Here is a 23,676-nt window from a genome sequence, read left to right on the forward strand (position 1 = left end):
CGTGCGGCTCAAGTGCATCAAACTGGCGGGGTTCAAATCCTTCGTCGACCCGACCACGGTGAACTTCCCCAGTAACATGGCGGCGGTGGTCGGGCCCAATGGTTGCGGCAAGTCGAACATCATCGACGCCGTCCGTTGGGTGATGGGCGAGAGCTCGGCAAAAAACCTGCGCGGCGAGTCGATGACCGACGTCATCTTCAACGGCTCCACCAGCCGCAAGCCGGTGAGCCAGGCCAGTATCGAGTTGGTATTCGACAACTCCGATGGCACCTTGATCGGCGAGTACGCGGCCTACGCGGAAATTTCCATCCGCCGCAAAGTCACGCGCGACAGCCAGAACAGCTACTTCCTCAACGGCACCAAGTGCCGTCGACGTGACATCACCGATATTTTCCTTGGCACCGGCCTGGGCCCGCGCAGCTACTCGATCATTGAGCAGGGCATGATCTCCAAGCTGATCGAAGCCAAGCCCGAAGACCTGCGTAACTTTATTGAAGAAGCGGCCGGCATCTCCAAGTACAAAGAGCGCCGCCGCGAAACCGAAAACCGCATCCGCCGTACCCACGAAAACCTTGCCCGCCTCACCGACCTGCGCGACGAGCTGGAGCGCCAGTTGGAGCGCCTGCACCGCCAGGCCCAGGCGGCCGAGAAATACCAGGAATACAAGGGCGAAGAACGCCAGCTCAAGGCACAACTCTCGGCCCTGCGCTGGCAGGCGCTGAATGAGCAAGTGGGGCAGCGCGAAGCGATCATCGGTACCCAGGAAATCAGTTTTGAAGCCTTGGTGGCGGAGCAGCGTAACGCCGACGCCAGCATCGAGCGTCTGCGCGACGGGCACCATGATCTGTCCGAACGCTTCAATCTGGTGCAAGGCCGCTTCTATTCGGTAGGCGGCGACATCGCCCGTGTCGAGCAGAGCATCCAGCACGGCCAGCAGCGCCTGCGCCAATTGCAGGACGATCTGAAGGAAGCCGAACGCGCGCGTCTGGAGACCGAATCTCACCTGGGCCATGACCGCACCTTGCTGCTGACCCTGGGCGAAGAGCTGGACATGCTCACCCCAGAGCAGGAAATCACCAGCGCCGCCGCCGAAGAAGCCGCCGCCGCCCTGGAAGAATCTGAAACCACCATGCATGGCTGGCAGGAGCAGTGGGACGCTTTCAACCTGCAATCCGCCGAGCCGCGTCGCCAGGCCGAGGTGCAGCAGTCGCGCATCCAGCAGCTGGAAACCAGCATGGAGCGACTGGCCGAGCGCCAGCGCCGCTTGCAGGAAGAGCGCGTATTGCTCGCCGCTGATCCGGAAGACGCCGCGATCATGGACCTCAGCGAGCAACTGGCCGAAAGCGAAATGACGCTGGAAGAGCTGGAAGCTAGCGAAGAACAGCAAGTAGAGCGCCTTGAACAATTGCGTCAGCAGTTGCAACAGGCGACCCAGGCCCAGCAGCAGGCACAGGGCGATTTGCAGCGGCTCAATGGTCGGCTGGCATCCCTTGAAGCCTTGCAGCAAGCTGCGTTGGACCCAGGTACCGGCACCGCCGAATGGCTGCGCGACCAGCATTTGGCCGAGCGGCCACGCTTGGCGGAAGGCCTGAAGGTCGAAGCCGGCTGGGAGTTGGCAGTGGAAACCGTGCTCGGTGCCGATCTTCAAGCAGTGCTGGTGGATGACTTTGGCGGTTTCGACCTGGCCGGGTTTGCCCAAGGCGATCTGCGTTTGCTCAGCCCCGCCGCCGATGGTGCGCGGGTGCCGGGCAGCCTGCTGGATAAGGTCGAGGCCGCCATTGACCTGTCGCCGTGGTTGGGCCAAGTCAAACCGGTGGATTCCCTGGAGCAGGCCCTGGCCCAGCGCGGTCAATTGGCAGCCGGCGAAAGCCTGATCAGCCGCGATGGCTATTGGGTCGGCCGGCACTTTTTGCGGGTTCGCCGCGCCAGTGAAGCGGAAAGTGGCGTTCTGGCCCGTGGCCAGGAAATCGTCAACCTGATCGCTGAGCGCGAAGAGCGTGAAGCCACCCTCGAAAGCCTGGAAACCGAACTGCAAACCCTGCGCGCCACCCAGCGCCAGCAAGAGACCGGCCGCGAACACCTGCGCCGTCTGTTGCAGGACGAAGCGCGTCAGCAAGGCGAGTTGAAGGCGCAACTGTCGGCGAGCAAAGCCAAGGCCGAACAACTGACCCTGCGCCGTACCCGTCTTGATGAAGAAGTCGCCGAGATGGGCGAGCAACGCGCCCTGGAACATGAACAGATCGGCGAAGCGCGCCTGCACCTGCAGGAGGCGCTCGACAGCATGGCCCTCGATACCGAGCAGCGCGAACTGCTACTGGCCCAGCGCGACAGCTTGCGCGAACGCCTTGACCGCGTGCGCCAGGAAGCCCGGCAGCACAAGGATCACGCGCACCAATTGGCGGTACGCCTCGGCTCGCTGCGCGCCCAGCATGATTCCACACGCCAGGCCCTTGAACGCCTGGAGATGCAATCCGAACGCCTCACCGAAAAGCGCGAGCAACTGAGCCTCAATCTGGAGGAGGGCGAAGCGCCGTTGGAAGAGCTGCGCCTCAAGCTCGAAGAATTGCTCGACAAGCGCATGACCGTCGACGAAGAACTCAAGACTGCGCAGATCGCCCTGGAAGACGCCGACCGCGAATTGCGCGACGCGGAAAAACGCCGAACCCAGGCCGAGCAGCAATCCCAATTGATTCGCGGCCAACTCGAACAACAGCGTATGGAATGGCAAGCCTTGACCGTGCGCCGCAAAACCTTGCAAGACCAATTGCTGGAAGACGGCTACGACCTGCACGGCGTGCTCAACACCCTGACCTCCCAGGCCAACGAGAAAGAAGCCGAGGAAGAACTTGAGCGGATTGCTGCACGTATCCAACGCCTGGGCGCGATCAACCTCGCGGCCATCGATGAATATCAGCAGCAGTCCGAGCGTAAACGTTATTTGGATGCCCAGGACGCCGACCTGGTCGAAGCCCTGGATACGTTAGAAAACGTGATCCGCAAGATCGACAAGGAAACCCGTAATCGCTTCAAAGATACCTTTGATCAGATTAATAGCGGTTTACAGGCGTTATTCCCGAAAGTTTTCGGCGGTGGCAGCGCTTACTTGGAACTGACGGGCGAAGATCTACTCGATACAGGGGTAACGATCATGGCGCGGCCTCCAGGCAAGAAGAACAGCACCATTCATTTGTTGTCCGGCGGCGAAAAAGCCCTGACCGCATTGGCCCTGGTATTTGCCATCTTCAAATTGAATCCGGCGCCGTTCTGTATGCTCGACGAAGTTGACGCCCCATTGGATGACGCTAACGTTGGACGCTATGCACGACTGGTCAAAGAGATGTCCCAGACCGTGCAGTTCATCTATATCACCCACAACAAGATCGCCATGGAAATGGCTGATCAGTTGATGGGGGTGACGATGCATGAACCGGGCTGTTCGCGTTTGGTCGCAGTGGATGTCGAAGAAGCGATGGCGATGGTGGAATCCTGAGCTGCGCCATGAGAGATAGTTTTCATGCGATGTCAGGTGATTTACCGGTCAAGTGAAAGTGGCAAATGGACATATTTGTTCAAGGCATTTTGACAGACGGTGTAAAGTTATCTTTGGTCGTGCTAGTTTAATGTCAATTTTTCGTGTGCGTGGGCAAAACGTCAGTCAGAACATAGAGTTGGCGCCACGTTTTAAAGCGGTTTGCACGGTGCTAAACCCCTTATTTTTCAGCATTTTTTATTAGAGGCACGGGATTACATGGAAATCGGTCTGCGCGAGTGGCTGATCGTCATCGGCATTATTGTCATTGCCGGTATTCTTTTTGATGGCTGGCGCCGCATGCGCGGTGGCAAGGGCAAGCTCAAATTCCGTCTGGACCGCAACCTGTCCAACTTGCCTGACGACGACGGCAGCGCCGAGCTGCTGGGGCCGCCCCGTGTGCTGGACACGCATAAAGAGCCGCAACTGGACGAGCACGACTTGCCGTCGATGAGCGCGCCGTTGCGTGAAGCCCGTGAACCGTCTTCCAAACGTGGCAAGCGCGCCAATGCCGCCGTGGCCGAGCCCCATCAGGGCGACCTGAACCTCGACGTCGACGAAGGCCCGAGTTTCAGCAGCCGTGACGATGACTTCCCGGACGAAAACGTTGGCAAGAACGCGCCGCGCCAATCGGTTAACGATCAGCCTGCTGCTGAAGAAGTGCTGGTGATCAGCGTGATCTGCCGCGACGCCGCCGGCTTCAAAGGCCCGGCCCTGTTGCAGAACATCCTCGAAAGCGGCCTGCGCTTTGGCGAGATGGATATTTTCCATCGCCACGAAAGCATGGCAGGCAACGGCGAAGTGCTGTTCTCCATGGCCAACGCAGTCAAGCCCGGCACCTTCGACCTGGACGACATCGACCTGTTCAGCACTCCAGCGGTGAGCTTCTTCCTTGGCCTGCCAGGCCCGCGTCACCCGAAACAAGCGTTCGATGTGATGGTGGCTGCAGCCCGCAAGCTCTCCCAGGAGTTGAACGGCGAACTGAAGGACGACCAACGTAGCGTCCTGACTGCCCAGACCATCGAACACTACCGTCAGCGCATCGTCGAATTCGAGCGTCGCGCCCTGACACAGAAACGCTGAGGTTTGGCTTCAAGCGTTGTCGATAGAATTAAGCGCACCAACATTTGAGCAGCTTCGGCTGCTCTTTTGCTTTATGAGAGAACACCCATGACCGCCGCCCACACCCGCATCCTCGAACTGCGCGCTGAACTGGATCAGCACAACTACCGTTACCACGTCCTCGACGAGCCGAGTATTCCGGACGCCGAGTACGATCGGCTGTTCCACGAGCTCAAGGCTCTGGAAGCTGAGCATCCGGAACTGATCACGCGGGATTCGCCGACGCAGCGGGTGGGCAGCGCGGCGTTGTCGGCGTTCACTCAGGTCAAGCACGAGATCCCGATGCTCAGCCTGGGCAACGCCTTTGATGAAACCACGATGTTGGAGTTTGATCGCCGGGTGACTGAAGGCCTCGACCTGCCGGTGGGCGACCTTTTTGGCGCTGGTGCCGAGGTGGAGTACAGCTGCGAACCCAAACTGGACGGCCTGGCGGTCAGCCTGCTGTATCAGGACGGTGAGTTGGTGCGCGGCGCCACCCGAGGTGACGGTACCACTGGCGAAGACATCAGCGTCAACGTGCGCACCGTGCGCAATATCCCTTTGAAACTGCACGGCAGCGGCTGGCCGGCGACCTTGGAGGTGCGTGGCGAAGTCTTTATGTCCAAGGCCGGCTTCGAACGGCTCAATGCCTCGCAACTGGAAGTCGGCGGCAAGACCTTCGCCAACCCGCGCAATGCCGCCGCCGGCAGTCTGCGTCAGTTGGATTCGAAAATCACCGCCAGCCGCCCGCTTGAATTCTGCTGTTATGGCATTGGCCAGGTAACTGCTGACATCAGCGATACCCACATCGGGAACCTGCAGCAGTTGCAAAAATGGGGCATGCCCATCAGTCATGAACTGAAGCTGGCCAAGGGTATTCAGGATTGCCTCGATTACTACCGCGATATCGGCGAGCGGCGTAACAGCCTGCCCTATGAGATCGACGGTGTTGTCTTCAAGGTCAACAGCATTGCTGCTCAGCGTGAATTGGGCTTCCGCGCCCGTGAGCCGCGCTGGGCCATCGCCCACAAATTCCCGGCGATGGAAGAACTCACTGAGCTGCTCGACGTTGAATTTCAGGTCGGCCGCACCGGCGCTGTCACCCCGGTAGCGCGTCTGAAGCCCGTCAAGGTCGCGGGTGTGACTGTGTCCAACGCCACCTTGCACAACATGGATGAAGTGGCGCGTCTGGGCGTCATGATTGGCGACACCGTGATCATCCGGCGCGCCGGGGATGTGATCCCTCAAGTGGTGTCCGTAGTGCTTGAGCGACGTCCGGCCGACGCCCGCGCGGTACCGGTTCCCGAGAGCTGCCCGGTGTGCGGCTCGCACGTGGAGCGCACTCAACTGGTCAAGCGCAGCAAGGGCAAGGAAACCGTCAGCGAAGGCGCCGTGTACCGCTGCGTCGGGCGCCTGGCCTGTGGCGCTCAGCTCAAGCAGGCGATCATTCATTTTGTCTCGCGCCGGGCCATGGACATTGATGGGCTGGGTGACAAGACCATCGAGCAACTGGTGGATGAAAAACTCATCGGTTCGCCAGCCGACCTCTACACGCTCAAGTACGAGCAGATCATCGACCTGGAAGGCTTCGCCGACATCTCCAGCAAGAAGCTGATCGCCGCCATCGAGAACAGCAAGACGCCGACCCTCGCGCGTTTTATCTACGCGCTCGGCATCCCCGACGTGGGCGAGGAGACCGCCAAAGTGCTGGCACGCTCGCTGGGGTCCCTTGAGCGCGTGCAGCAGGCGTTGCCGCCGGTGCTGACGTACTTGCCCGACGTGGGCCTTGAAGTGGCGCACGAGATCCACAGCTTCTTTGAAGACAGTCATAACCAAGAAGTGATTGGCGCACTGCTGTCGCCTGAGAAGTGCGGCCTGCAATTGCAGGATCAGGGCGACCTCAGCGCCGAGTTCGCCGCTAGCACCACCTTGGGCGGCTTGCTCGACAAGCTGCACGTACCGTCCGTGGGCCCAGGCGCTGCGCAGAAGCTGGCGGACAAGTTCGGCAGCCTGGAAGGCGTGATCAAGGCTGACTGGCTGGACATGCGCCAGGCGCTGCCCGAAAAGCAGGCCAAGGCCGTGCGCGACTTCTTCGACAACCCGGACAACGCCCAGCACGCCTTGGCCATTGAGCAGCAGCTCAAGGACTTCGGCATGCACTGGCAAAGCGAGAAAAAGGTCGTAGAAGGCTTGCCTGAAGCCGGACACACGTGGGTACTCACTGGCTCCCTGGAGCTTATGAGTCGCGACGTGGCCAAGGAGAAGCTCGAAAGCCTCGGTGCCAAGGTGGCCGGTTCCGTCTCGGCGAAAACCCACTGCGTGGTGGCCGGGCCGGGTGCTGGTTCGAAACTGGCAAAGGCCAGCGAGTTAGGCTTGAAGGTGCTGGACGAAGAGGCCTTCGTGGCCTTTCTCGCCACGCACAACATTCCAGTCAGTTGACCCTCACCTGTAGGCGTCCGGCTGGCCGGCGATCGCGCGCCAAGGAGTGCCATCGTCGGCACGCCTGACGCCTATAGGGATGTCATCCCATTTTTGGAACGATCTTCGAAGGGAATTGATCTAGTCTTGGTCACCCCAGGAAGAGATCGCCATGTTCCGCTACTTCGAGCAACTCAGTTCGCGCATTGCCGCACCGTTCATGGCCGAATCCTCGCGCAACAGCAAGGTTTGGCAATGTCGTTGCGGCCAGTCCCTATTTTTTCGCAACAGCCAATGCCTGGCATGCGCAGCGCTGCTGGGCTATCAACCCCGGCAAAACCGCTTGTCCTCGCTGCAACCCGGCCCCGTCGAAGGCACCTGGCTGCAGGACGATAACCTCGACGCCGGCGCCTTTCGCCGCTGCGCCAACCTTGACACGCCTGCCGCCTGCAACTGGCTGATTCCGGCCCACAGCACCGCACCGCTGTGCGTGGCCTGTAGTCTCAACCGCACGATCCCCGACCTGTCGATCCCGGAAAACCATGAGCGCTGGCGCAAGGTAGAAACCGCCAAGCGCCGGTTGGTGGCGCAACTGATCAGCCTGGGCCTTAGCGTCGTGCCCAAGAGCGTTGACGAAGACACCGGCCTGGCCTTCGATTTCGTTGGCATCGACCTGGAAGGCAACGCCCCGATGACGGGCCATTCGAACGGCTTGATCACCCTCGACATCAAAGAAGCCGACGACGCCCACCGCGAAAAAATCCGGGTGCAGATGCGCGAGCCTTATCGCACCTTGCTCGGTCACTTTCGCCATGAGGTCGGCCACTATTATTGGGATCGCCTGATCGCCAATACCCACTGGCAGGAGTCCTTTCGCACCCTGTTCGGCGACGAACGCGCCAGTTACGCCGACGCCCTTGACCAGCATTACCAAAACGGCCCGCGTCCTGACTGGCAGCAAACCTGCGTCAGCGCCTACGCCACCATGCACCCTTGGGAAGACTGGGCCGAAACCTGGGCTCATTACTTGCACATGATGGACGCCGTCGACACTGCCCTGGGCTTTGGCATGAGCGCCCGCGAGATGGACCTGGATTACCAGCCGTTCCCCCTTACTACGCTTTTTGACCCCCAACATCCCAGCGGTCCGGCGTTCCTGTCGTTCGTTAACGCCTGGATTGAACTGGCGGGCATGCTCAATGAGCTGTCGCGCGCCATGGGCCAGCCGGATTTCTACCCGTTCGTGCTACCACCGGCGGTGATCGCCAAGCTGCACTTCATCCACCTGGTGATCCAGGAAGAGGGCGGCCGGGCGGATGAGGTGTTGCAGGCACAATGATCAGCCAATGTGGGAGGGGGCTTGCTCCCGATAGCGTTGGGTCAGTCACTGATTTATTGGCTGGCAGTCCGCTATCGGGGCAAGCCCCCTCCCACAGGGGATGGCGGGGAAGCTGATGGCCATGGCAAGTGCTTGAACCCCTTCATATTTTTAATCCGTCACCAACGGTTGTAACTTCCGAGGAGATCGGTACAATGGCCCCGCTTGCCGAGAGGCAGGCGTCGTTATGGTGACCCCATCGGTCCCCCCGCAACGATTACCCGTGAACCTGGTCAGAGCCGGAAGGCAGCAGCCACAGCGGGAACATTGTGTGCCGGGGTGTGGCTGGTGGGGTTGCCTCCATAACGCCCCTCCTTGCAATACCCCTTCGATTCAAATCCAGATTTCTTATTTTCAGCCAACTGCCGATGTTTATTGCGCAGTCGATGACGGCTGTTTCACAACTTTCCAAACCCCCGCTGGACAACCCTAAACCGCCTTGTTAGTTTGCGCCGGCCACTTGTTTCAGAATATGACAATGGCGCTGAATTGATATTGAAGTGCTATCACTTCTTTAACTAACAAGGATGTCTGTGATGAAAAGCCTGCAAGGTTTACCTCGTCTTATCAGTGCTTCGGTAGGCGCTCCGGGTAAAGCCCGCAACTTGCCCGCCGATGTGCAGTGCATCCAATATTTATTCAATCTGATCATTCCCAAGATGGGTTTCCCGTTGGCCGAAAACGGCAAATGCGATGGTCAGTTGGTGCAGTGCATCAGCCAGTATCAGTTTCGCCATCTCAAATACGCCCATCCAGATGGTGTGGTCGACCCCACCGGTCGCACGTTTAACAGCCTGATCGAAGAGGCGGTGAAGGTGCCGGTGAAGTCCTTCCCGACGATGCGTATACCGAGTTTTCTCAACGCATTTGGCAACAACCAGGGCGACGCGGTGCAGGCCACGGTCAATGTGTACCTGGACCGCATGCGCGCGATGATTGAGGCCGAGCGGCGTAACCGGCAATTGATGCTCCAGGCCACGTGCGACGGGGGCATGACCCTTAGCGAAACGGACTTCCAGAACGCCGCTACGCAACTGGGTAGCGGTATTTCGGTGAATATCATCAAGGCCTTCGCCACCGTGGAATCTGGCGGGCGCTCCGGCTTCGGGCCGGCCAAGCTGCCGGTGATCGCCTTTGAAGGTCACCTGTTTCGCAAATACACCAAGCACATCTATGACCAGGCGCACCCGCTGCTGTCCTACCCCTACAAGAAAAAAGCAGGGCCGCAGTGGCAGGCGAACAACAAGGACCAGACAAAGGCCTGGGAAACCATGGCTACCGCATTCGCCCTGGATCAGGAAGCCGCATTGATGTCGGCATCGTGGGGCATGTTCCAGATCATGGGTTTCAACTTTGCGTCGTGCGGGTACAAGACGGTATTTGAGTTTTCGGCGGCATTAAAGGTGAATGCTGGCAACCAACTAAAGGCGTTCCTCGGCTTTTGCAGTAAGAGCCCTGCGTTGATGAAGGCCATGAAGGCCAAAGACTTTACTGGAATGGCGCGTAACTATAACGGTGAGGACTACGGCAACTACGACGTCCTTATGCAAAAAGCCTACGAAAAACTTGAAGGGAAAAAATAGGATGATCCGTTTACTCGCGATAGGTGTGTTGTCGTTGTGCGCCGTGGCACCTGCCATGGCTGGTTCGGCCGCGCTGCATTCGGGCAAGTACGAAGGGCTGATGCTGGCAGTGACGCCGGAGCATCAGGTCGAAGGTTTTTACACGGAATCAATGGGTGAGGGCGTGACGCGCAGCTGTGCGTTCTACCTGCAAGGTAAGCCCGACGCGCTCACCACTTGGCTCGACGACGCCTACCCTGGCAGCGTGGCGCCGTCGTCCGACGGTGTGACCCTGACCGTGGAAGAAGGCCGTCAGCATCCCGGCTGCATCAACGTACTGATGCCGGAAATCGCCACCGGCCTTGATCTGACCCAGACCGCCAGTAAGAAGTGGATCGGCCTGGTCACAGTGTCTGCCGACAAGGCTTACTTGCAGAAAACCCCCGGCGCCAAGGCGGCCAAGCGTCCGTATATCGTCAAGAACGATGTGGTAGGGGTGCTGGCGTTCAAGGATGGCTGGGCTCAGGTTGAGTTCATCAATGCTGAGGATCGCTCGTTTAAGGGTTGGATCACCCAGGATCAATACAGTCGTCTGGCCGCGCCCACTGCAAAAAACTGAGCAGAACCGCGCACACAAAAACGCCGCAACGTGTCCAGCACGCTGCGGCGTTTTTGTGTGCGGCGGTCAGGCCTTGTTGCGGTTGAACAGCTTGCGGATCACCGCGAACAACGCCACGACACCCACCACCAGAAACTTCTTCGCGGCCAGCAGGAAGATCCCGATCTTGGCGAATAACCCGGCCTTGGCGGCAATCCCGCCGGCAACCAACGCGGCTAGGCCGTAAGTGGCGAGCTTGTCGGTTTTCGGGTTGAAGTCGGTGTAGAGGTTGCCGTCGGTGAAGTTGGTAAACGCCAGGACCTTGGGCAGTTCCTGCTTGATGGTCGGCAGGTCGGCCATCGCCGCGACGGCGTTGAGTTCCAGTACGCCCTCACGGCCCAGCACGCGGATGCTGTAGTTGAGGGTGTTCTGGTCGGCGTCGTCGGCCTTCAGTTCACGGGCCCAGTACATCTTGTGGGTGGTGTCGTCGTAGCGCGGCGGCTCGGCCCAGCCCACCAGATGCAGGCCGGCGTAGCCTTGTTTCTGGCGTTCCTTGTTATCTGTTTCGTCTTCTTCCTGCATTTGCTTGAGCAGGTCGGAGTAGTCGATTTTCGCGGCATCTTCGTCGGAAATATGCCCGTCGGCCTTGTAGCTGACGATGACGCCCCAGCCGCGTTCCGACAGTGGGCTGACGGCTTTAGGCACGATCATGCCCAGGGTCTTGAAGCCCGGCGGGTTGCCCCAGCCATCGGTGAGCAAGCGCTCAGTGTCGGCGGGGTCGAGGTAATAAAATTCGTCGTTGAGCTTGAGGGTGGCAATGCCACTTGGCAGCGTGACGGTGCCGGTCTTTTGCTTAAGTGACGCCAGAAAGTGCTCGGCCGTTTCGGCGGGGGCACTGGCTTCAACGGGGGCAGGCGAGGCAGCAGCAACGGCAGGTGCGGTAGGCAGGCTCAGAGCGGCCGCCGCCAACAACAGGCGGAAGTAATTCATGGTAGTCCCTTACATTTTGAATTAATTTCGTAAGAGGATAACCGAAACAACATGTTGCGAGTTAGCCGAAAGTCTCCCGCAACAGCCCCGCGAATGCATCCCGTGCCAGGTGGCGTTGGGTGTCCTTGTGCCAGAACAGCAGGTTATCCACGGCCGCCAGCTCTTCAAATCGATAAGACGCCAGCTGATTGGCCTGCTCATAGCGCGCCAGGATGCCTTCCGGCGCCAACGCCACGCCAATCCCGGCGCTGACGCAACCGATGATCGTGCCCCAACTGGCATAGCTGGCAATGGTCGGTTTGAAGTTGTGCGGCTTGACCCAGTTTTCCAGTGCTGCGCGATACGGGCAGCCAGGCGGCCAGACCAGCAAGGTGCGGCCGGCGAGGTCCTCGGCGCCATTGATGGGTGCACTGGATGCGCTGGCGATCAGCACCAGGCGCTCGCTGTAGACCACGCTGTGTTCGAGCTTGGAGCGTTTGTTGCCGGCGGCCACGAGCGCCACGTCCAGGCGATGGTGTTGCAGGTCGTCGAGCAACGGGCCCCAGGCGCCTGTCACCAGTTCCAGGCTGACATCCGGGTAGCGCCGGTGATACTCCGCCAGCAGCGGCGGCAAACGTCCGCTGGCGCTGGATTCCACCGCGCCGATACGCAAAGTGCCACGGGGAATGGCGCTGGCGTCCACGGCGCGTTTGGACTCATCCACCAGCGCCAGAATGCGCTCGCAGTACTCCAGGAAAATCTCACCGGCGGCACTGATCGCCAGCCCACGCCCGGCGCGGATGAACAGTGGTGTGCCCAGCTCGCCTTCCAGCTGCTTGATGCGCGTGGTGATGTTGGACGGCACGCAATGCAGCAGCACGGCTGCTTGGGCCACGCTGCCGGTTTGTGCCACGGCTCGCACCATTTTCAGTTGGGCCAGTTCCATTGCTCAGTTCCAGTGATTGCAGAAGTCAGAAACGGTTAATTGTCCTGCGCCTTACGGGGGCCAAGACTGACGGCACACCTTCTCAGTTTCTGGACGCCGTCGATGAATAACCCTTCACCCGCAAAGCTTACGCTAGTCATCGCCAGCGTCATCCTGTGTTGGGCCTATTCGCCGATTGGCGTGCACATGGGGCTGCACAGCTACAGCCCCGGACAATTGGCGTTGTTAAGGTTTTTGATTGCGTCGGTGTTCATGGGCGGTGTGGCACTGGTGATGGGCATCGGTCGTCCGCGCTTGCGGGATTTTCCGTGGTTGTTGGTGCTGGGGTTCTTCGGCGTGTTCTTGCACCACACCAGCCTCAACTATGGGCAGCAATGGGTCACGGCAGCGGCGTCCAGCGTACTGGCGCAGTCGGCGCCGCTGTTCAGTGTGCTGATCGCGTTTTTCTGCCTGAAGGAGCGGGTCAGCGCTTGGCGCTGGGCCTGCGTATTGCTGGGGCTGCTCGGCGTGATGGTGGTGATCTGGGGGGATCAGGGGCTGGGTGAGATCGACCCGCGTGGCTTGTTGATCCTGCTGGCGGCGGTGTCGTGGAGTGTGTATTTCGCCCTGCAGAAACACTATGCCCACCGCTACAGTCCGCTGACTATGGCGTGCTACATGGTGTGGGCGGGCACCCTGATGCTGTGCGTGAACCTGCCGGGCCTGCCTGCTGCGGTGGTGCAGGCGCCGTTGGCGGAGAACGTCGCGGTGCTGGTACTCGGTATTTTTCCCAGCGCCTTGGCGTATCTGGCTTGGGGTTATGTGTTGAAGCATGTGGAGGTCAGTCGCGCGTCGGTGGCGATGTACCTGATCCCGCCGGTGGCGATGGTGATGGCCGCGACGTTGCTGGGTGAACACATTGCCTTGCAGGTAATGATGGGCGGTGTGATCGTGCTGGCCAGCGTGGCGGCGATCAGTCTGGAAGGGCGCTGGCGGTCAATCGTTCAGACAAAACGCACGCAAACGGTGGCCATCGAAGTCGAGGGCCGGCGGTGACTGGATAAGGATGGCGCCGCGTTCTACCCATCGGTCGTGCAGCAAGAAGCCCACTTCACCGCCGGCTGTAAGCTGGACTGCGGCTCGACCAGAGCCCGAGCCTATAAGGAGCGCCTGTCAGTTTTTGTCAGGGGCGAGCAGGGGCGCCGGGTTTTCGCCGGTGTACAGCTTGATGATGTCGTCGATTTCGCCGGACATTTTCATCCGCAACAAGGTGCGCAGGATTTTTTGCGCCGGCACGTCGGGATCGTTACGCACGATGCAACCGAGGTTTTGCTCGTCAATCAACGCGACCTTGTGCAACCGCTGGCTGATCGGCATTTTCTGGTTGAAACGGTCGACGATCCATTCGTTGCTCACCGCATAGTTGAATCGCCCCGCCACCAGTTTGTGCAGCACCAGCTCTTCGCTATGGGCGTCGTCACGGGTGAGTTGGCCGTTGGCAAACAGCGGGTCGAGGGCGGCATAGCGATAGTTGAGCACCGTGCCGATCGGCTGAGGTGCCAGCTTGAGCACCTGTACCGGCTGGTTTTGCGCACTGACCAGCACATTGCGCTGCATCATTAAAGGCAAGCTCCAGATGTAGTCGCCGGACAGGTTGTCGACCCACGCCTGGGTGACGTAACAGCGCACATCAATGTCGCCGCGTCCCATGGCCGCAGAGATGCGTGCCCGGGCCAGCACGTGGAACTGCGCCGGATGGCCAACCTGGGTGGCCAGGCTCAGCATCACGTCATACAAAATGCCCTGGGTCGGCCGACCGTTCTCCAGTTGCACCATGGGCATCGCCCAACTGTCGGAAACCGAGAAGCGCAGCGGTGCAGGCGCCGCCAGGCAAGCCGTGGTCATCATCCATAAAGCGCCCAGGACTACGCGCATACACTCTCCGGGTTCAGGCCTTTTGGAGGCCAGTCAGCAGAGCTTAGTCAGATTAGGCGAGCGTGCCGGATGCAATTTCCCCCTTGCTCCGCTAGCATTACCGGCTTCCGCTTCCCAGTTGCGACGGTTTTCGATGAGTTATCAGGTTCTTGCACGTAAATGGCGTCCGCGCTCGTTCCGCGAAATGGTCGGCCAGACCCATGTGCTCAAGGCTCTGATCAATGCCTTGGACAGCCAGCGGCTGCACCACGCCTACCTGTTCACCGGTACCCGGGGCGTGGGCAAGACCACCATCGCGCGCATCATTGCCAAATGCCTGAACTGTGAAACCGGTATCACTTCGACGCCTTGTGGCACTTGCTCGGTGTGCCGCGAGATCGACGAAGGGCGCTTCGTCGACCTGATCGAGATCGACGCCGCGAGCCGCACCAAGGTCGAAGACACCCGCGAGTTGCTCGACAACGTGCAGTACGCGCCTAGCCGCGGTCGCTTCAAGGTCTACCTGATCGACGAAGTGCACATGCTGTCCAGCCATTCCTTCAACGCGCTGTTGAAAACCCTGGAAGAGCCGCCGCCCTACGTCAAATTCATCCTGGCCACCACCGACCCGCAGAAACTTCCTGCAACGATTCTGTCGCGGTGCCTGCAGTTCTCCCTGAAAAACATGACCCCCGAGCGCGTGGTCGAGCATTTGACCCACGTGCTGGGTGTCGAGAACGTACCGTTCGAAGACGACGCGCTATGGCTGCTCGGCCGTGCCGCCGATGGTTCGATGCGTGATGCCATGAGCCTTACCGATCAGGCCATCGCCTTCGGTGAAGGCAAGGTCATGGCCGCCGATGTGCGCGCCATGCTCGGCACCCTCGACCACGGCCAGGTGTTCGATGTGCTGCATGCATTGATCGAAGGGGATGCCAAGGCGTTGCTCGAAGCCGTGCGCCACCTCTCGGAGCAAGGCCCGGACTGGAATGGCGTGCTCTCGGAAATCCTCAACGTCTTGCACCGCGTCGCTATCGCCCAGGCTTTGCCGGAAGGTGTCGACAACGGCCATGGCGACCGCGACCGCGTGTTGGCCCTGGCCCAGGCGTTGCCGGCCGAAGATGTGCAGTTCTACTACCAGATGGGCCTGATCGGTCGTCGGGACTTGCCTTTGGCGCCGGACCCGCGTGGGGGCTTTGAAATGGTCCTGCTGCGCATGCTGGCGTTCCGGCCAGCTGATTCGGCCGATGCGCCGAGACAGCCGCTAAAGCCAGTGGGGATCAGCCAGGCCACAGTTGATTCCGCCAAACCAGTGGCTGGCGCGGCGGTGGTTGCGCCAGTGGTTGCTGCCCCGGTTGCGCCGGCGCCTGAGCCAGCCCCTGTGGTGGTGGCACCTGTGGTTGAGCCGGAGCCGGTGGTTGAGCCCGAGCCTGTCGTCGACTTGCCTTGGAATGACCCGGTAGAAGCCGAGGTCGAAGAAGTCGAACAGCAGCCCTATGTTGAGCCCGTCCTGGAAACTGCCAGCGAGCAGCCTGAGCTGACGCCTATGCCTGCGCCGACACCGGACAGCGTGGTGCCAGCCGCTCCTGAGTGGGTTTCAGCACCGGTTCCCGAGCCGACAGTCGCCCAGGTTGAGGCCGCAACCCCAGGCATCGACCTCGACGACGAGCCGCCGCTGGACGAAGACTACATCGAGCCGGACATGGATTCGGCCTACAGTTACCTGGACGATTTGGCCAGCGAACACACCGCCGAACCGGCCCCCGAGCCCGAAGCAGAACCCGCGGCAGCCCCGGCCACCGGCCTGGCATTGCAATGGCTGGAACTGTTCCCGAAACTGCCGATCTCCGGCATGACCGGCAGTATTGCCGCCAACTGCACCCTGATTTCCGTCGACGGCGACCATTGGCTGTTGCACCTGGACCCGGCCCACAGCGCCCTGTTCAACGCGACCCAGCAACGGCGCCTCAACGATGCCCTGAACCAGTACCATGAGCGGACGCTGACTATCACCATCGAGTTGATCAAGCCCGAGCAGGAAACCCCGGCCCAAGCCGCAACCCGTCGGCGTATCAACCGTCAGCGCGAGGCTGAGGATTCGATCCACGCAGACCCGCTCATCCAGCAAATGATGCAACAGTTTGGTGCGGTCGTTCGTCACGATACTATTGAACCTGTCGAAGCCCCGGTGACCCAAGCGTCATGACACCGGGCTATTAATTGATCCACGTACTTTTGAGGTGATTCCCATGATGAAAGGTGGCATGGCCGGCCTGATGAAGCAGGCGCAGCAGATGCAGGAAAAGATGGCCAAGATGCAGGAAGAACTGGCCAACGCCGAAGTCACCGGTAAAGCCGGGGGCGATATGGTCAGCGTGGTGATGACTGGGCGTCACGACATCAAGCGCGTGAGCATCGACCCAAGCGTGCTGCCAGGCGTGGGCGAAGATGACCTGGAAATGCTCGAAGCGCTGTTCGCCGCGGCCGTCAACGACGCCGTGCGCAAGATCGAAGCCAATAGCCAGGACAAAATGTCCGGCGTGACCGCTGGCATGCAACTGCCACCGGGCATGAAGATGCCGTTCTGATTCTCCAGCGTTAGCTAGACTCCAATGCCAGGCCCAGTGCCTGGCATTTTTGTTTGTGCCTATTCAATCGAATCCCGATCGAACCCTGGCCTGGCACCCATGGTCTGCAACCTATACCGATGAATTCGATAAGGAGCCCCTGATGCCTCAAGAACTGACCCTGAACCAACGCATCGTGCTGGTCTCGCGCCCCCAAGGCGCGCCCACTCCGGAAAACTTTCGCCTGGAGCGCGTGAGCTTGCCGGAGTTGGCGGACGGCCAAGTGCTGCTCAAGACCCTCTACCTGTCCCTTGACCCCTACATGCGCGGGCGCATGAGCGACGCACCGTCCTACGCCGCCCCGGTGGAAATCGATGAGGTGATGACCGGCGGTGCTGTCAGCCGTATCGAGCAATCCCGTAACCCGAAATTCGAAGTGGGTGATCTGGTGGTCGGCGCCACCGGTTGGCAGAGCCACAGCATTTCCGACGGCCGCAACCTGATTCCAGTGCCCAAAGGTCTCGCCAGTCCGTCCATGGCGTTGGGCGTATTGGGGATGCCGGGTATGACCGCCTACATGGGCCTGATGGACATTGGTCAACCCAAGGCTGGGGAAACCCTGGTGGTCGCCGCTGCCTCCGGCGCAGTCGGTTCGGTAGTGGGCCAGGTCGCCAAGCTCAAGGGCCTGCGCGTGGTCGGGATTGCAGGCGGTGCGGACAAGTGCCGCTATGTCGTGGATGAACTGGGTTTTGATGCCTGTATCGACCATAAGAGCGCAGACTTCGCCGATCAACTCGCCCAGGCTTGCTTCAACGGCGTGGACATCTATTTCGAGAACGTCGGTGGCAAGGTGTTCGACGCCGTGGTGCCTTTGCTCAACCCCAAGGCACGCATTCCTTTGTGCGGGCTGATTGCCGGCTACAACGCCCACGAAGCCCCCAGCGGGCCTGATCGCTTGCCGGCGCTGCAACGCACGTTGCTGACCAAGCGGGTGCGCATCCAGGGCTTTATCGTGTTTGATGACTACGGTGATCGTCAGCCAGAGTTCCTCAGTGCCATGGCGCCCTGGGTCCGCGACGGCAAGATCAAGTTCCGCGAGGACGTGGTCGATGGCTTGGAGCAGGCGCCCGAAGCCTTTATCGGCCTGCTTGAAGGGCGCAACTTCGGCAAGTTGGTGGTGCGGGTCGCGCAGGATTGAGGATTTGACGCTAATCCGGGGCGCGGGTATAAACCGCGTCTCGTTGTTTTGTCGGACCATTGCCCCATGAGCTTCAGCCCCCTGATTCGCCAACTGATCGACGCCCTGCGCACGTTGCCGGGTGTCGGCCAGAAAACCGCCCAGCGCATGGCGCTGCAACTGCTGGAGCGTGATCGCAGCGGCGGCACCCGGTTGGCCCAGGCCCTGAGCCAGGCCATGACGGGCGTCGGCCACTGCCGCCAGTGCCGAACCCTCACCGAAGAAGACCTTTGCCCGCAATGCGCCGACCCGCGTCGCGACGACACGTTGCTGTGTGTGGTGGAAGGCCCGATGGACGTCTACGCGGTGGAGCAGACCGGTTATCGCGGGCGTTACTTCGTGCTCAAGGGCCACCTTTCGCCGCTGGACGGCCTGGGTCCGGAGGCCATCGGCATTCCGCAACTGGTGGCACGTATCGAAGAGCAGGGCACCTTTACCGAGGTGATCCTGGCTACCAACCCGACCGTGGAAGGTGAAGCCACCGCCCATTACATCGCCCAACTGCTGAGCAACAAAGGCCTGATCACTTCGCGTATCGCCCATGGCGTACCGTTGGGTGGGGAGTTGGAGCTGGTGGATGGTGGCACGCTGGCGCATTCGTTCGCCGGTCGCAAGCCGATCGCGCTCTAACAATAAACACCAGCCAAATGTGGGAGGGGGGCTTGCTCCCGATGGCAGTGGATCAGCCATGAATCTATTGGCTGACACACTGCTATCGGGAGCAAGCCCCCTCCCACAATGGTTTTGCGGTGTGATTGAGATCTGTGTTGCTAACCAAGCAAGCGCTTGGTAATTTCGCTCCACCTCTCCGTGGAGCTTGCCGATGTCTGCCTATCAGGACTACTTCGATCCCAGCCACCAATTGCTCCGCGACAGCGTGCGCCGTTTTGTCGAGCGCGAGCTGTTACCGGACATCGAGCAATGGGAGGAGGCGGAGAGCTTTCCCCGAGCGTTGTACCTTAAGGCCGGTGCGGCGGGGATCCTCGGTATCGGTTATCCCGAATCCTTGGGCGGCAGTCACGAGGGCGATCTGTTCGCCAAGGTGGCCGTCAGCGAGGAATTGATGCGCTGCGGCTCCGGCGGCGTGGTCGCGGGATTGGGCTCGCTGGATATCGGCTTGCCTCCCATCGTCAAATGGGCGCGGCCCGAAGTGCGCGAACGTGTGGCCCCGCAAGTGCTCTCGGGCGAGAAGATCATCGCCTTGGCCGTCACCGAACCCAGCGGCGGCTCCGATGTAGCCGGCCTGCGCACCCGCGCCGTGCGTGATGGCGACGTTTACCGGGTCAGCGGCAGCAAGACCTTTATCACCAGCGGCAACCGCGCCGATTTCTACACCGTTGCTGTTCGTACCGGCGGGCCAGGCTTTGGCGGCATCAGCCTGTTGCTCATCGAAAAAGACACCCCGGGTTTCACCGTCGGCCAGCCCCTGAAGAAAATGGGTTGGTGGGCGTCGGACACGGCAGAGTTGTTCTTCGATGATTGCCAGGTCCCCGTAGGCAACCTGATCGGCGCCGAGAACATGGGGTTTGCCTGCATCATGGGCAACTTTCAGAGTGAACGGCTGGCGCTGGCGTTGATGGCCAATATGACCGCGCAGCTTGCGCTTGAGGAAAGCCTCAAATGGGCCGCGCAGCGTGAAGCATTTGGCAAGCCCATTGGCAAATTCCAGGTGCTCAAGCATCGCCTGGCGGAAATGGCGACAGCTGTGGAAGTGTCCAGGGAATTCACCTACCGCCAAGCCGCCAAGATGGCCGCTGGCAAGAGTGTGATCAAGGAGATATCCATGGCCAAGAACCTGGCCACCGATACCGCCGATCGGGTGACTTATGACGCCGTGCAGATCCTCGGCGGCCAGGGCTATATGCGCGGCAGCCTGGTGGAGAGGCTGTATCGCGACAACCGTATCCTGTCGATCGGCGGCGGCACTCGTGAAGTGATGAATGAAATCATCAGCAAACAGATGGGGCTTTGAGGCGGCTTACCTGCCTCATCGGGGCAAGCCCTCTGCCACATTTTGATGTGTAAACACCTTCAAGTGTGGGAGGGGGCAGCCCTTGATAGCGTCAGTCCAGGCAAATATTACCGCTCGCTCAGCGCAAACTGCGTCAGGCAAAACGTCGGAATCCCCATGTCTTCCAAACGCTGCGAGCCACCCAGCTCCGGCAAATCAATAATTGCCGCGGCTTCAAAAATCTTCGCACCCATGCGCCGCACCAGGTTCGCCGCAGCGATCAAGGTCCCGCCTGTGGCGATCAGGTCATCGAACATCAGCACCGAGTCGCCTTCGCACAGGCTGTCGGCGTGCACTTCCAGGAAAGCTTCGCCGTATTCGGTCTGATAACCCTCGGCCAGGACATCGGCCGGCAGCTTGCCCTGCTTGCGGAACAGGATCAGCGGTTTGTTCAGTTGGTAGGCAATGATCGAACCGATCAGAAACCCGCGGGCATCCATCGCGCCGATGTGGGTGAAATCGGCTTCGACATAGCGATGGGCAAAGGTATCGGCCACCAGGCGCAGGGCCTTGGGCGATTGGAACAGCGGCGTGATGTCACGGAAGATCACCCCAGGCTTGGGGAAGTCGATGACGGGGCGGATCAGGGATTTGATGTCGAACGAATCGAAGGTCATCGTCGAAGAGTCCTGGGAGGAAAACGGACTCGAAGTATACCTGCGGCCTCACCGATTGGCGCGGCCACAAGTGTCTGCATCAACCCTCTAGAGAACCACCCGCCAACGCACACAGCTGGATCGGGTCGAGAATGTGCACTTCCTTGCCTTCGGCGGCAATCAACTCGTTCTGCTGGAAACGGGTGAACACGCGGGACACGGTTTCCACCGCCAGGCCCAGGTAGTTGCCGATTTCGTTACGCGACATGCTCAAGCGGAACTGGTTGGCCGAGAAACCGCGTGCCCGGAACCGGGCCGACAGGTTGACCAAGAATGTCGCGATGCGCTCGTCGGCGGTTTTCTTCGATAACAGCAGCATCATCTGCTGATCGTCACGAATTTCTCGGCTCATCACGCGCATCAACTGGCGGCGCAGTTGAGGTAATTGGATGGCCAGTTCGTCCAGGCGTTCGAAGGGGATTTCGCACACCGACGTGGTCTCCAGCGCCTGGGCCGACACGGGATGCATCTCGGTGTCCATGCCCGACAAACCCACCAGTTCGCTGGGCAGGTGAAAACCGGTGATCTGCTCCTCGCCGTTGTCGCTCAGGCTGAAGGTCTTCAACGCGCCCGAACGTACTGCATAGACGGAGTCGAACTGATCGCCCTGGCGAAACAAAAACTCGCCTTTCTTCAGCGGGCGACCACGTTTAACGATGTCGTCCAGCGCATCCATGTCTTCCAGATTCAGCGAAAGTGGCAGGCAGAGGGGGGCCAGGCTGCAATCCTTGCAGTGAGCCTGGCTGTGAGCGCGCAGTTTGACTGGCTCGGACATTTCTTAAATCCTTGTGGGAAAACACACATAAGACGTAAGGGTAACGCACTGGGGGGCAGTGAGGCCAGCGTGTACAAAAAACAGACAGCCGTATAAAGCTTTGTGTATCGGTGCCGATACATATGTGTACGTTCATGAGCAGGAGCTCAGCGCATGTTGATCATCGCCGCCAACAACCCCTCCATCCGTGTGCCAAACCCTGAGCCGGCCCCGCCCGCTGCGGCGGTTGAGACGCAGAATGCCGTGTCAACGCCTGCCACGAGCGAAGGCGTGAAGGTGAGCATTTCGCCGGATGGCTTCAAGGCTGCGGGTGCGGCCAAAAGTGCCAACGCCGATATCGACGACAGCGGTCTGGACGACAACGTTAAGCAAGTTCTTAAAATGATCCGTCAGTTGAAGCAGCAGATCGCCGAAAAATTGGCGGAGCTTCAGGCCATCGCCGCGGACAAAAGCCTGACGCCGGAGGAGGTTCAGGCCAAGGTCGCTAACGTGCAAGGTGCCATCAGTTCCTTGCAGGCCGGCTTGATGACGGCCCAAATCTCCTTGGCCAAGGCCATGAAAACCATGAGTGCCGATCAGGCGCTCAAGGCCGCTTCGTTGTCGATGTAACTAGATCACCCGTGAAAACCGTTGCCGGTTCTGGTGTTCCAGGTACGCGTCGAACACCATGCACACCGAGCGCACCAGCAAGCGCCCTGCGGGCAGCACCCGAATGCCCTGGGCGTCGAGCGTGATCAGGCCGTCCTTGGCCATGGCCTCAAGTTGCAGCCAGATCTCATCGAAGTACCCGCGAAAATCAATATTGAAGGCCTGTTCGATACGCTCGAATACCAGGCTGAAATTGCAGATCAACTGCTGAATCACTTCCCGTCTTAGTCGATCGTCTGTGGTGCAGACCAAGCCACGGCTGGTCGCCAGCTGCGCGCCGGCCAGGGTGTTCTGGTAGCCGTTGAGGTCACTGCTGTTCTGGCAATACAAGTCGCCGATCTGGCTGATCGCCGACACACCCAGGCCGATCAGGTCGCAATGGCCGTGGGTGGTGTAGCCCTGGAAATTGCGTTGCAGCGTGCCTTCTTCCTGGGCGATGGCGAGTTCGTCATCCGGCAGAGCGAAGTGGTCCATGCCGATGTAGCGATAACCCGCCTCGGTCAATTGCGTGATGGTGGTTTGCAGCATCAGCAGTTTTTCCGCCGGTGCTGGCAGCGCGTCGCTGTCGATGCGCCGCTGGGGCATGAAGCGCTCCGGCAGGTGCGCATAGTTGAACACCGACAGGCGATCCGGTTGCAGCTTGATCACTTCTTCCATGGTGCGCGCGAAGTTGATCGGCGTTTGCTTGGGCAGGCCGTAGATCAGGTCGATATTGATCGAGCGAAACTGCAAAGTGCGCGCCGCATCGATTACTGCGCGAGTCTCTTCCAGGCTTTGCAGGCGGTTAACGGCCCGCTGGACCTCGGGGTCGAGGTCTTGCAGGCCAATGCTGACGCGGTTGAAACCGAGTTCACGCAGCAGGCCCATGGTGGCCCAGTCGGCTTCGCGCGGGTCGATCTCGATGCCGTAGTCGCCGGAATCATCATCGAGCAAATTGAAGTGCTGGCGCAGGGAGCCCATGACCTGACGCAGTTCGTCGTGGCTGAGAAACGTCGGCGTGCCGCCGCCGAAATGCAACTGCTCCACCGGCTGTTTCGGGTCGAGATGGCAGGCCACCATTTGGATCTCCTGCTCCAGGCGGTGCAGGTATGCCTGGGCGCGGCCACGGTCCTTGGTGATTACCTTGTTGCAGGCGCAGTAGTAGCAAATGTTCGCGCAGAACGGCACATGCACATACAGCGACAATGGGCGCACAGCCTTGCGACTGTCGCGCAGGGCATGTAGCAGGTCGAATGTGCCGACCTGGCTGTCGAATTGTACGGCGGTGGGGTAGGACGTATAGCGCGGTCCCGCCAGGTCGTAGCGATGAATCAGATCGGTGTCCCAACGAATGGCGTCGAGCATGCGGGCGTCCCCCGGATAGGCTAGTGGGCCGAGTCTAGAGGCGT

Annotated in this window: 19 protein-coding genes and 1 other RNA gene; 14 read left to right on the forward strand and 6 right to left on the reverse strand. The window is 60.3% G+C overall.

Going from position 1 to position 23,676, the window contains the following annotated elements:
• Position 1: 1 nt before the first annotated feature.
• The 7 genes from smc (at position 2) to BW43_RS11950 (ending at position 10,607) form a co-directional block, all read left to right on the forward strand.
• The gene (gene smc, locus BW43_RS11975) at positions 2-3,490 is read left to right on the forward strand and encodes a chromosome segregation protein SMC (protein WP_032887631.1); all 3,489 of its coding nucleotides are present in this window, start codon (positions 2-4) and stop codon (positions 3,488-3,490) included.
• 258 nt (positions 3,491-3,748) lie between these two features.
• Entirely contained in the window at positions 3,749-4,612 is an 864-nt protein-coding gene (gene zipA, locus BW43_RS11970) for a cell division protein ZipA (protein ID WP_032887633.1), read from the forward strand.
• A gap of 87 nt (positions 4,613-4,699) precedes the next feature.
• On the forward strand, positions 4,700-7,069 hold the full coding sequence (ligA, locus tag BW43_RS11965; protein ID WP_032887635.1) for an NAD-dependent DNA ligase LigA: 2,370 nt from the start codon (positions 4,700-4,702) through the stop codon (positions 7,067-7,069).
• A 151-nt stretch (positions 7,070-7,220) separates the two neighbouring features.
• A complete protein-coding gene (locus BW43_RS11960; protein ID WP_032887637.1) occupies positions 7,221-8,387 on the forward strand; it encodes a putative zinc-binding metallopeptidase in 1,167 nt (388 codons plus the stop codon).
• Between the two features lie 236 nt (positions 8,388-8,623).
• Positions 8,624-8,720: signal recognition particle sRNA small type (gene ffs / locus BW43_RS28395), an RNA gene on the forward strand.
• Positions 8,721-8,962: 242 nt separating this feature from the next.
• On the forward strand, positions 8,963-10,009 hold the full coding sequence (locus BW43_RS11955; RefSeq protein ID WP_032887639.1) for an N-acetylmuramidase family protein: 1,047 nt from the start codon (positions 8,963-8,965) through the stop codon (positions 10,007-10,009).
• A 1-nt stretch (position 10,010) separates the two neighbouring features.
• Positions 10,011-10,607, forward strand: coding sequence for a hypothetical protein (locus BW43_RS11950; RefSeq protein ID WP_032887641.1), 597 nt, complete (start codon positions 10,011-10,013; stop codon positions 10,605-10,607).
• A gap of 66 nt (positions 10,608-10,673) precedes the next feature.
• On the opposite strand, the gene BW43_RS11945 is transcribed toward BW43_RS11950, so the two are convergent.
• Positions 10,674-11,576, reverse strand: coding sequence for a DUF2167 domain-containing protein (locus tag BW43_RS11945; protein WP_032887643.1), 903 nt, complete (start codon positions 11,574-11,576; stop codon positions 10,674-10,676).
• Between the two features lie 61 nt (positions 11,577-11,637).
• Positions 11,638-12,501: a LysR family transcriptional regulator gene (locus BW43_RS11940; protein ID WP_032887645.1), complete on the reverse strand. Its 864-nt coding sequence runs from the start codon at positions 12,499-12,501 to the stop codon at positions 11,638-11,640.
• 102 nt (positions 12,502-12,603) lie between these two features.
• Here BW43_RS11940 and BW43_RS11935 point away from each other — a divergent pair, with 102 nt between their 5' ends.
• On the forward strand, positions 12,604-13,536 hold the full coding sequence (locus BW43_RS11935; RefSeq protein ID WP_032887647.1) for a DMT family transporter: 933 nt from the start codon (positions 12,604-12,606) through the stop codon (positions 13,534-13,536).
• 117 nt (positions 13,537-13,653) lie between these two features.
• Here the strand turns inward: BW43_RS11935 and BW43_RS11930 are convergent, their stop codons facing one another.
• Positions 13,654-14,415: an ABC transporter substrate-binding protein gene (locus tag BW43_RS11930; protein ID WP_032887649.1), complete on the reverse strand. Its 762-nt coding sequence runs from the start codon at positions 14,413-14,415 to the stop codon at positions 13,654-13,656.
• A gap of 133 nt (positions 14,416-14,548) precedes the next feature.
• On the opposite strand from BW43_RS11930, the gene dnaX reads away from it, so the two are divergent.
• The 5 genes from dnaX to BW43_RS11905 all read left to right on the forward strand — a co-directional run bounded on the left by dnaX (position 14,549) and on the right by BW43_RS11905 (position 20,170).
• Entirely contained in the window at positions 14,549-16,600 is a 2,052-nt protein-coding gene (gene dnaX / locus BW43_RS11925) for a DNA polymerase III subunit gamma/tau (RefSeq protein WP_032887651.1), read from the forward strand.
• 43 nt (positions 16,601-16,643) lie between these two features.
• A complete protein-coding gene (locus tag BW43_RS11920; RefSeq protein ID WP_032887653.1) occupies positions 16,644-16,982 on the forward strand; it encodes a YbaB/EbfC family nucleoid-associated protein in 339 nt (112 codons plus the stop codon).
• Between the two features lie 142 nt (positions 16,983-17,124).
• Positions 17,125-18,159 carry an NADP-dependent oxidoreductase gene (locus BW43_RS11915; protein WP_032887654.1) on the forward strand — a complete coding sequence of 345 codons (1,035 nt, stop codon included), beginning with the start codon at positions 17,125-17,127 and terminating at the stop codon, positions 18,157-18,159.
• Between the two features lie 66 nt (positions 18,160-18,225).
• The gene (recR, locus tag BW43_RS11910) at positions 18,226-18,828 is read left to right on the forward strand and encodes a recombination mediator RecR (protein ID WP_032887656.1); all 603 of its coding nucleotides are present in this window, start codon (positions 18,226-18,228) and stop codon (positions 18,826-18,828) included.
• A 193-nt stretch (positions 18,829-19,021) separates the two neighbouring features.
• Positions 19,022-20,170 carry an acyl-CoA dehydrogenase family protein gene (locus tag BW43_RS11905; protein ID WP_032887658.1) on the forward strand — a complete coding sequence of 383 codons (1,149 nt, stop codon included), beginning with the start codon at positions 19,022-19,024 and terminating at the stop codon, positions 20,168-20,170.
• Between the two features lie 107 nt (positions 20,171-20,277).
• Here the strand turns inward: BW43_RS11905 and BW43_RS11900 are convergent, their stop codons facing one another.
• The gene (locus BW43_RS11900) at positions 20,278-20,826 is read right to left on the reverse strand and encodes an adenine phosphoribosyltransferase (protein ID WP_032887660.1); all 549 of its coding nucleotides are present in this window, start codon (positions 20,824-20,826) and stop codon (positions 20,278-20,280) included.
• 79 nt (positions 20,827-20,905) lie between these two features.
• A complete protein-coding gene (gene fnr / locus BW43_RS11895) occupies positions 20,906-21,640 on the reverse strand; it encodes a fumarate/nitrate reduction transcriptional regulator Fnr (protein ID WP_032887662.1) in 735 nt (244 codons plus the stop codon).
• A gap of 153 nt (positions 21,641-21,793) precedes the next feature.
• Between fnr and BW43_RS11890 the strand changes: the two genes are divergently transcribed.
• Positions 21,794-22,249: a hypothetical protein gene (locus BW43_RS11890; protein WP_032887664.1), complete on the forward strand. Its 456-nt coding sequence runs from the start codon at positions 21,794-21,796 to the stop codon at positions 22,247-22,249.
• On the opposite strand, the gene hemN is transcribed toward BW43_RS11890, so the two are convergent.
• Positions 22,250-23,632 carry an oxygen-independent coproporphyrinogen III oxidase gene (gene hemN, locus BW43_RS11885; protein ID WP_032887665.1) on the reverse strand — a complete coding sequence of 461 codons (1,383 nt, stop codon included), beginning with the start codon at positions 23,630-23,632 and terminating at the stop codon, positions 22,250-22,252.
• Positions 23,633-23,676: the final 44 nt, after the last annotated feature.

This window comes from Pseudomonas sp. RIT357 (assembly GCF_000632245.1).
Taxonomy (GTDB): domain Bacteria; phylum Pseudomonadota; class Gammaproteobacteria; order Pseudomonadales; family Pseudomonadaceae; genus Aquipseudomonas; species Aquipseudomonas sivasensis.

What these genes read in the sequence shown, in the direction of transcription:
- zipA (WP_032887633.1), top strand. Translation starts at nt 3,749, where the DNA reads ATGGAAATCGGTCTGCGCGAGTGGCTGATCGTCATCGGCATTATTGTC.
- ligA (WP_032887635.1), top strand. Translation starts at nt 4,700, where the DNA reads ATGACCGCCGCCCACACCCGCATCCTCGAACTGCGCGCTGAACTGGAT.
- BW43_RS11960 (WP_032887637.1), top strand. Translation starts at nt 7,221, where the DNA reads ATGTTCCGCTACTTCGAGCAACTCAGTTCGCGCATTGCCGCACCGTTC.
- BW43_RS11955 (WP_032887639.1), top strand. Translation starts at nt 8,963, where the DNA reads ATGAAAAGCCTGCAAGGTTTACCTCGTCTTATCAGTGCTTCGGTAGGC.
- BW43_RS11950 (WP_032887641.1), top strand. Translation starts at nt 10,011, where the DNA reads ATGATCCGTTTACTCGCGATAGGTGTGTTGTCGTTGTGCGCCGTGGCA.
- BW43_RS11945 (WP_032887643.1), bottom strand. Translation starts at nt 11,576, where the DNA reads ATGAATTACTTCCGCCTGTTGTTGGCGGCGGCCGCTCTGAGCCTGCCT.
- BW43_RS11940 (WP_032887645.1), bottom strand. Translation starts at nt 12,501, where the DNA reads ATGGAACTGGCCCAACTGAAAATGGTGCGAGCCGTGGCACAAACCGGC.
- BW43_RS11935 (WP_032887647.1), top strand. Translation starts at nt 12,604, where the DNA reads ATGAATAACCCTTCACCCGCAAAGCTTACGCTAGTCATCGCCAGCGTC.
- BW43_RS11930 (WP_032887649.1), bottom strand. Translation starts at nt 14,415, where the DNA reads ATGCGCGTAGTCCTGGGCGCTTTATGGATGATGACCACGGCTTGCCTG.
- dnaX (WP_032887651.1), top strand. Translation starts at nt 14,549, where the DNA reads ATGAGTTATCAGGTTCTTGCACGTAAATGGCGTCCGCGCTCGTTCCGC.
- BW43_RS11920 (WP_032887653.1), top strand. Translation starts at nt 16,644, where the DNA reads ATGATGAAAGGTGGCATGGCCGGCCTGATGAAGCAGGCGCAGCAGATG.
- BW43_RS11915 (WP_032887654.1), top strand. Translation starts at nt 17,125, where the DNA reads ATGCCTCAAGAACTGACCCTGAACCAACGCATCGTGCTGGTCTCGCGC.
- recR (WP_032887656.1), top strand. Translation starts at nt 18,226, where the DNA reads ATGAGCTTCAGCCCCCTGATTCGCCAACTGATCGACGCCCTGCGCACG.
- BW43_RS11905 (WP_032887658.1), top strand. Translation starts at nt 19,022, where the DNA reads ATGTCTGCCTATCAGGACTACTTCGATCCCAGCCACCAATTGCTCCGC.
- BW43_RS11900 (WP_032887660.1), bottom strand. Translation starts at nt 20,826, where the DNA reads ATGACCTTCGATTCGTTCGACATCAAATCCCTGATCCGCCCCGTCATC.
- fnr (WP_032887662.1), bottom strand. Translation starts at nt 21,640, where the DNA reads ATGTCCGAGCCAGTCAAACTGCGCGCTCACAGCCAGGCTCACTGCAAG.
- BW43_RS11890 (WP_032887664.1), top strand. Translation starts at nt 21,794, where the DNA reads ATGTTGATCATCGCCGCCAACAACCCCTCCATCCGTGTGCCAAACCCT.
- hemN (WP_032887665.1), bottom strand. Translation starts at nt 23,632, where the DNA reads ATGCTCGACGCCATTCGTTGGGACACCGATCTGATTCATCGCTACGAC.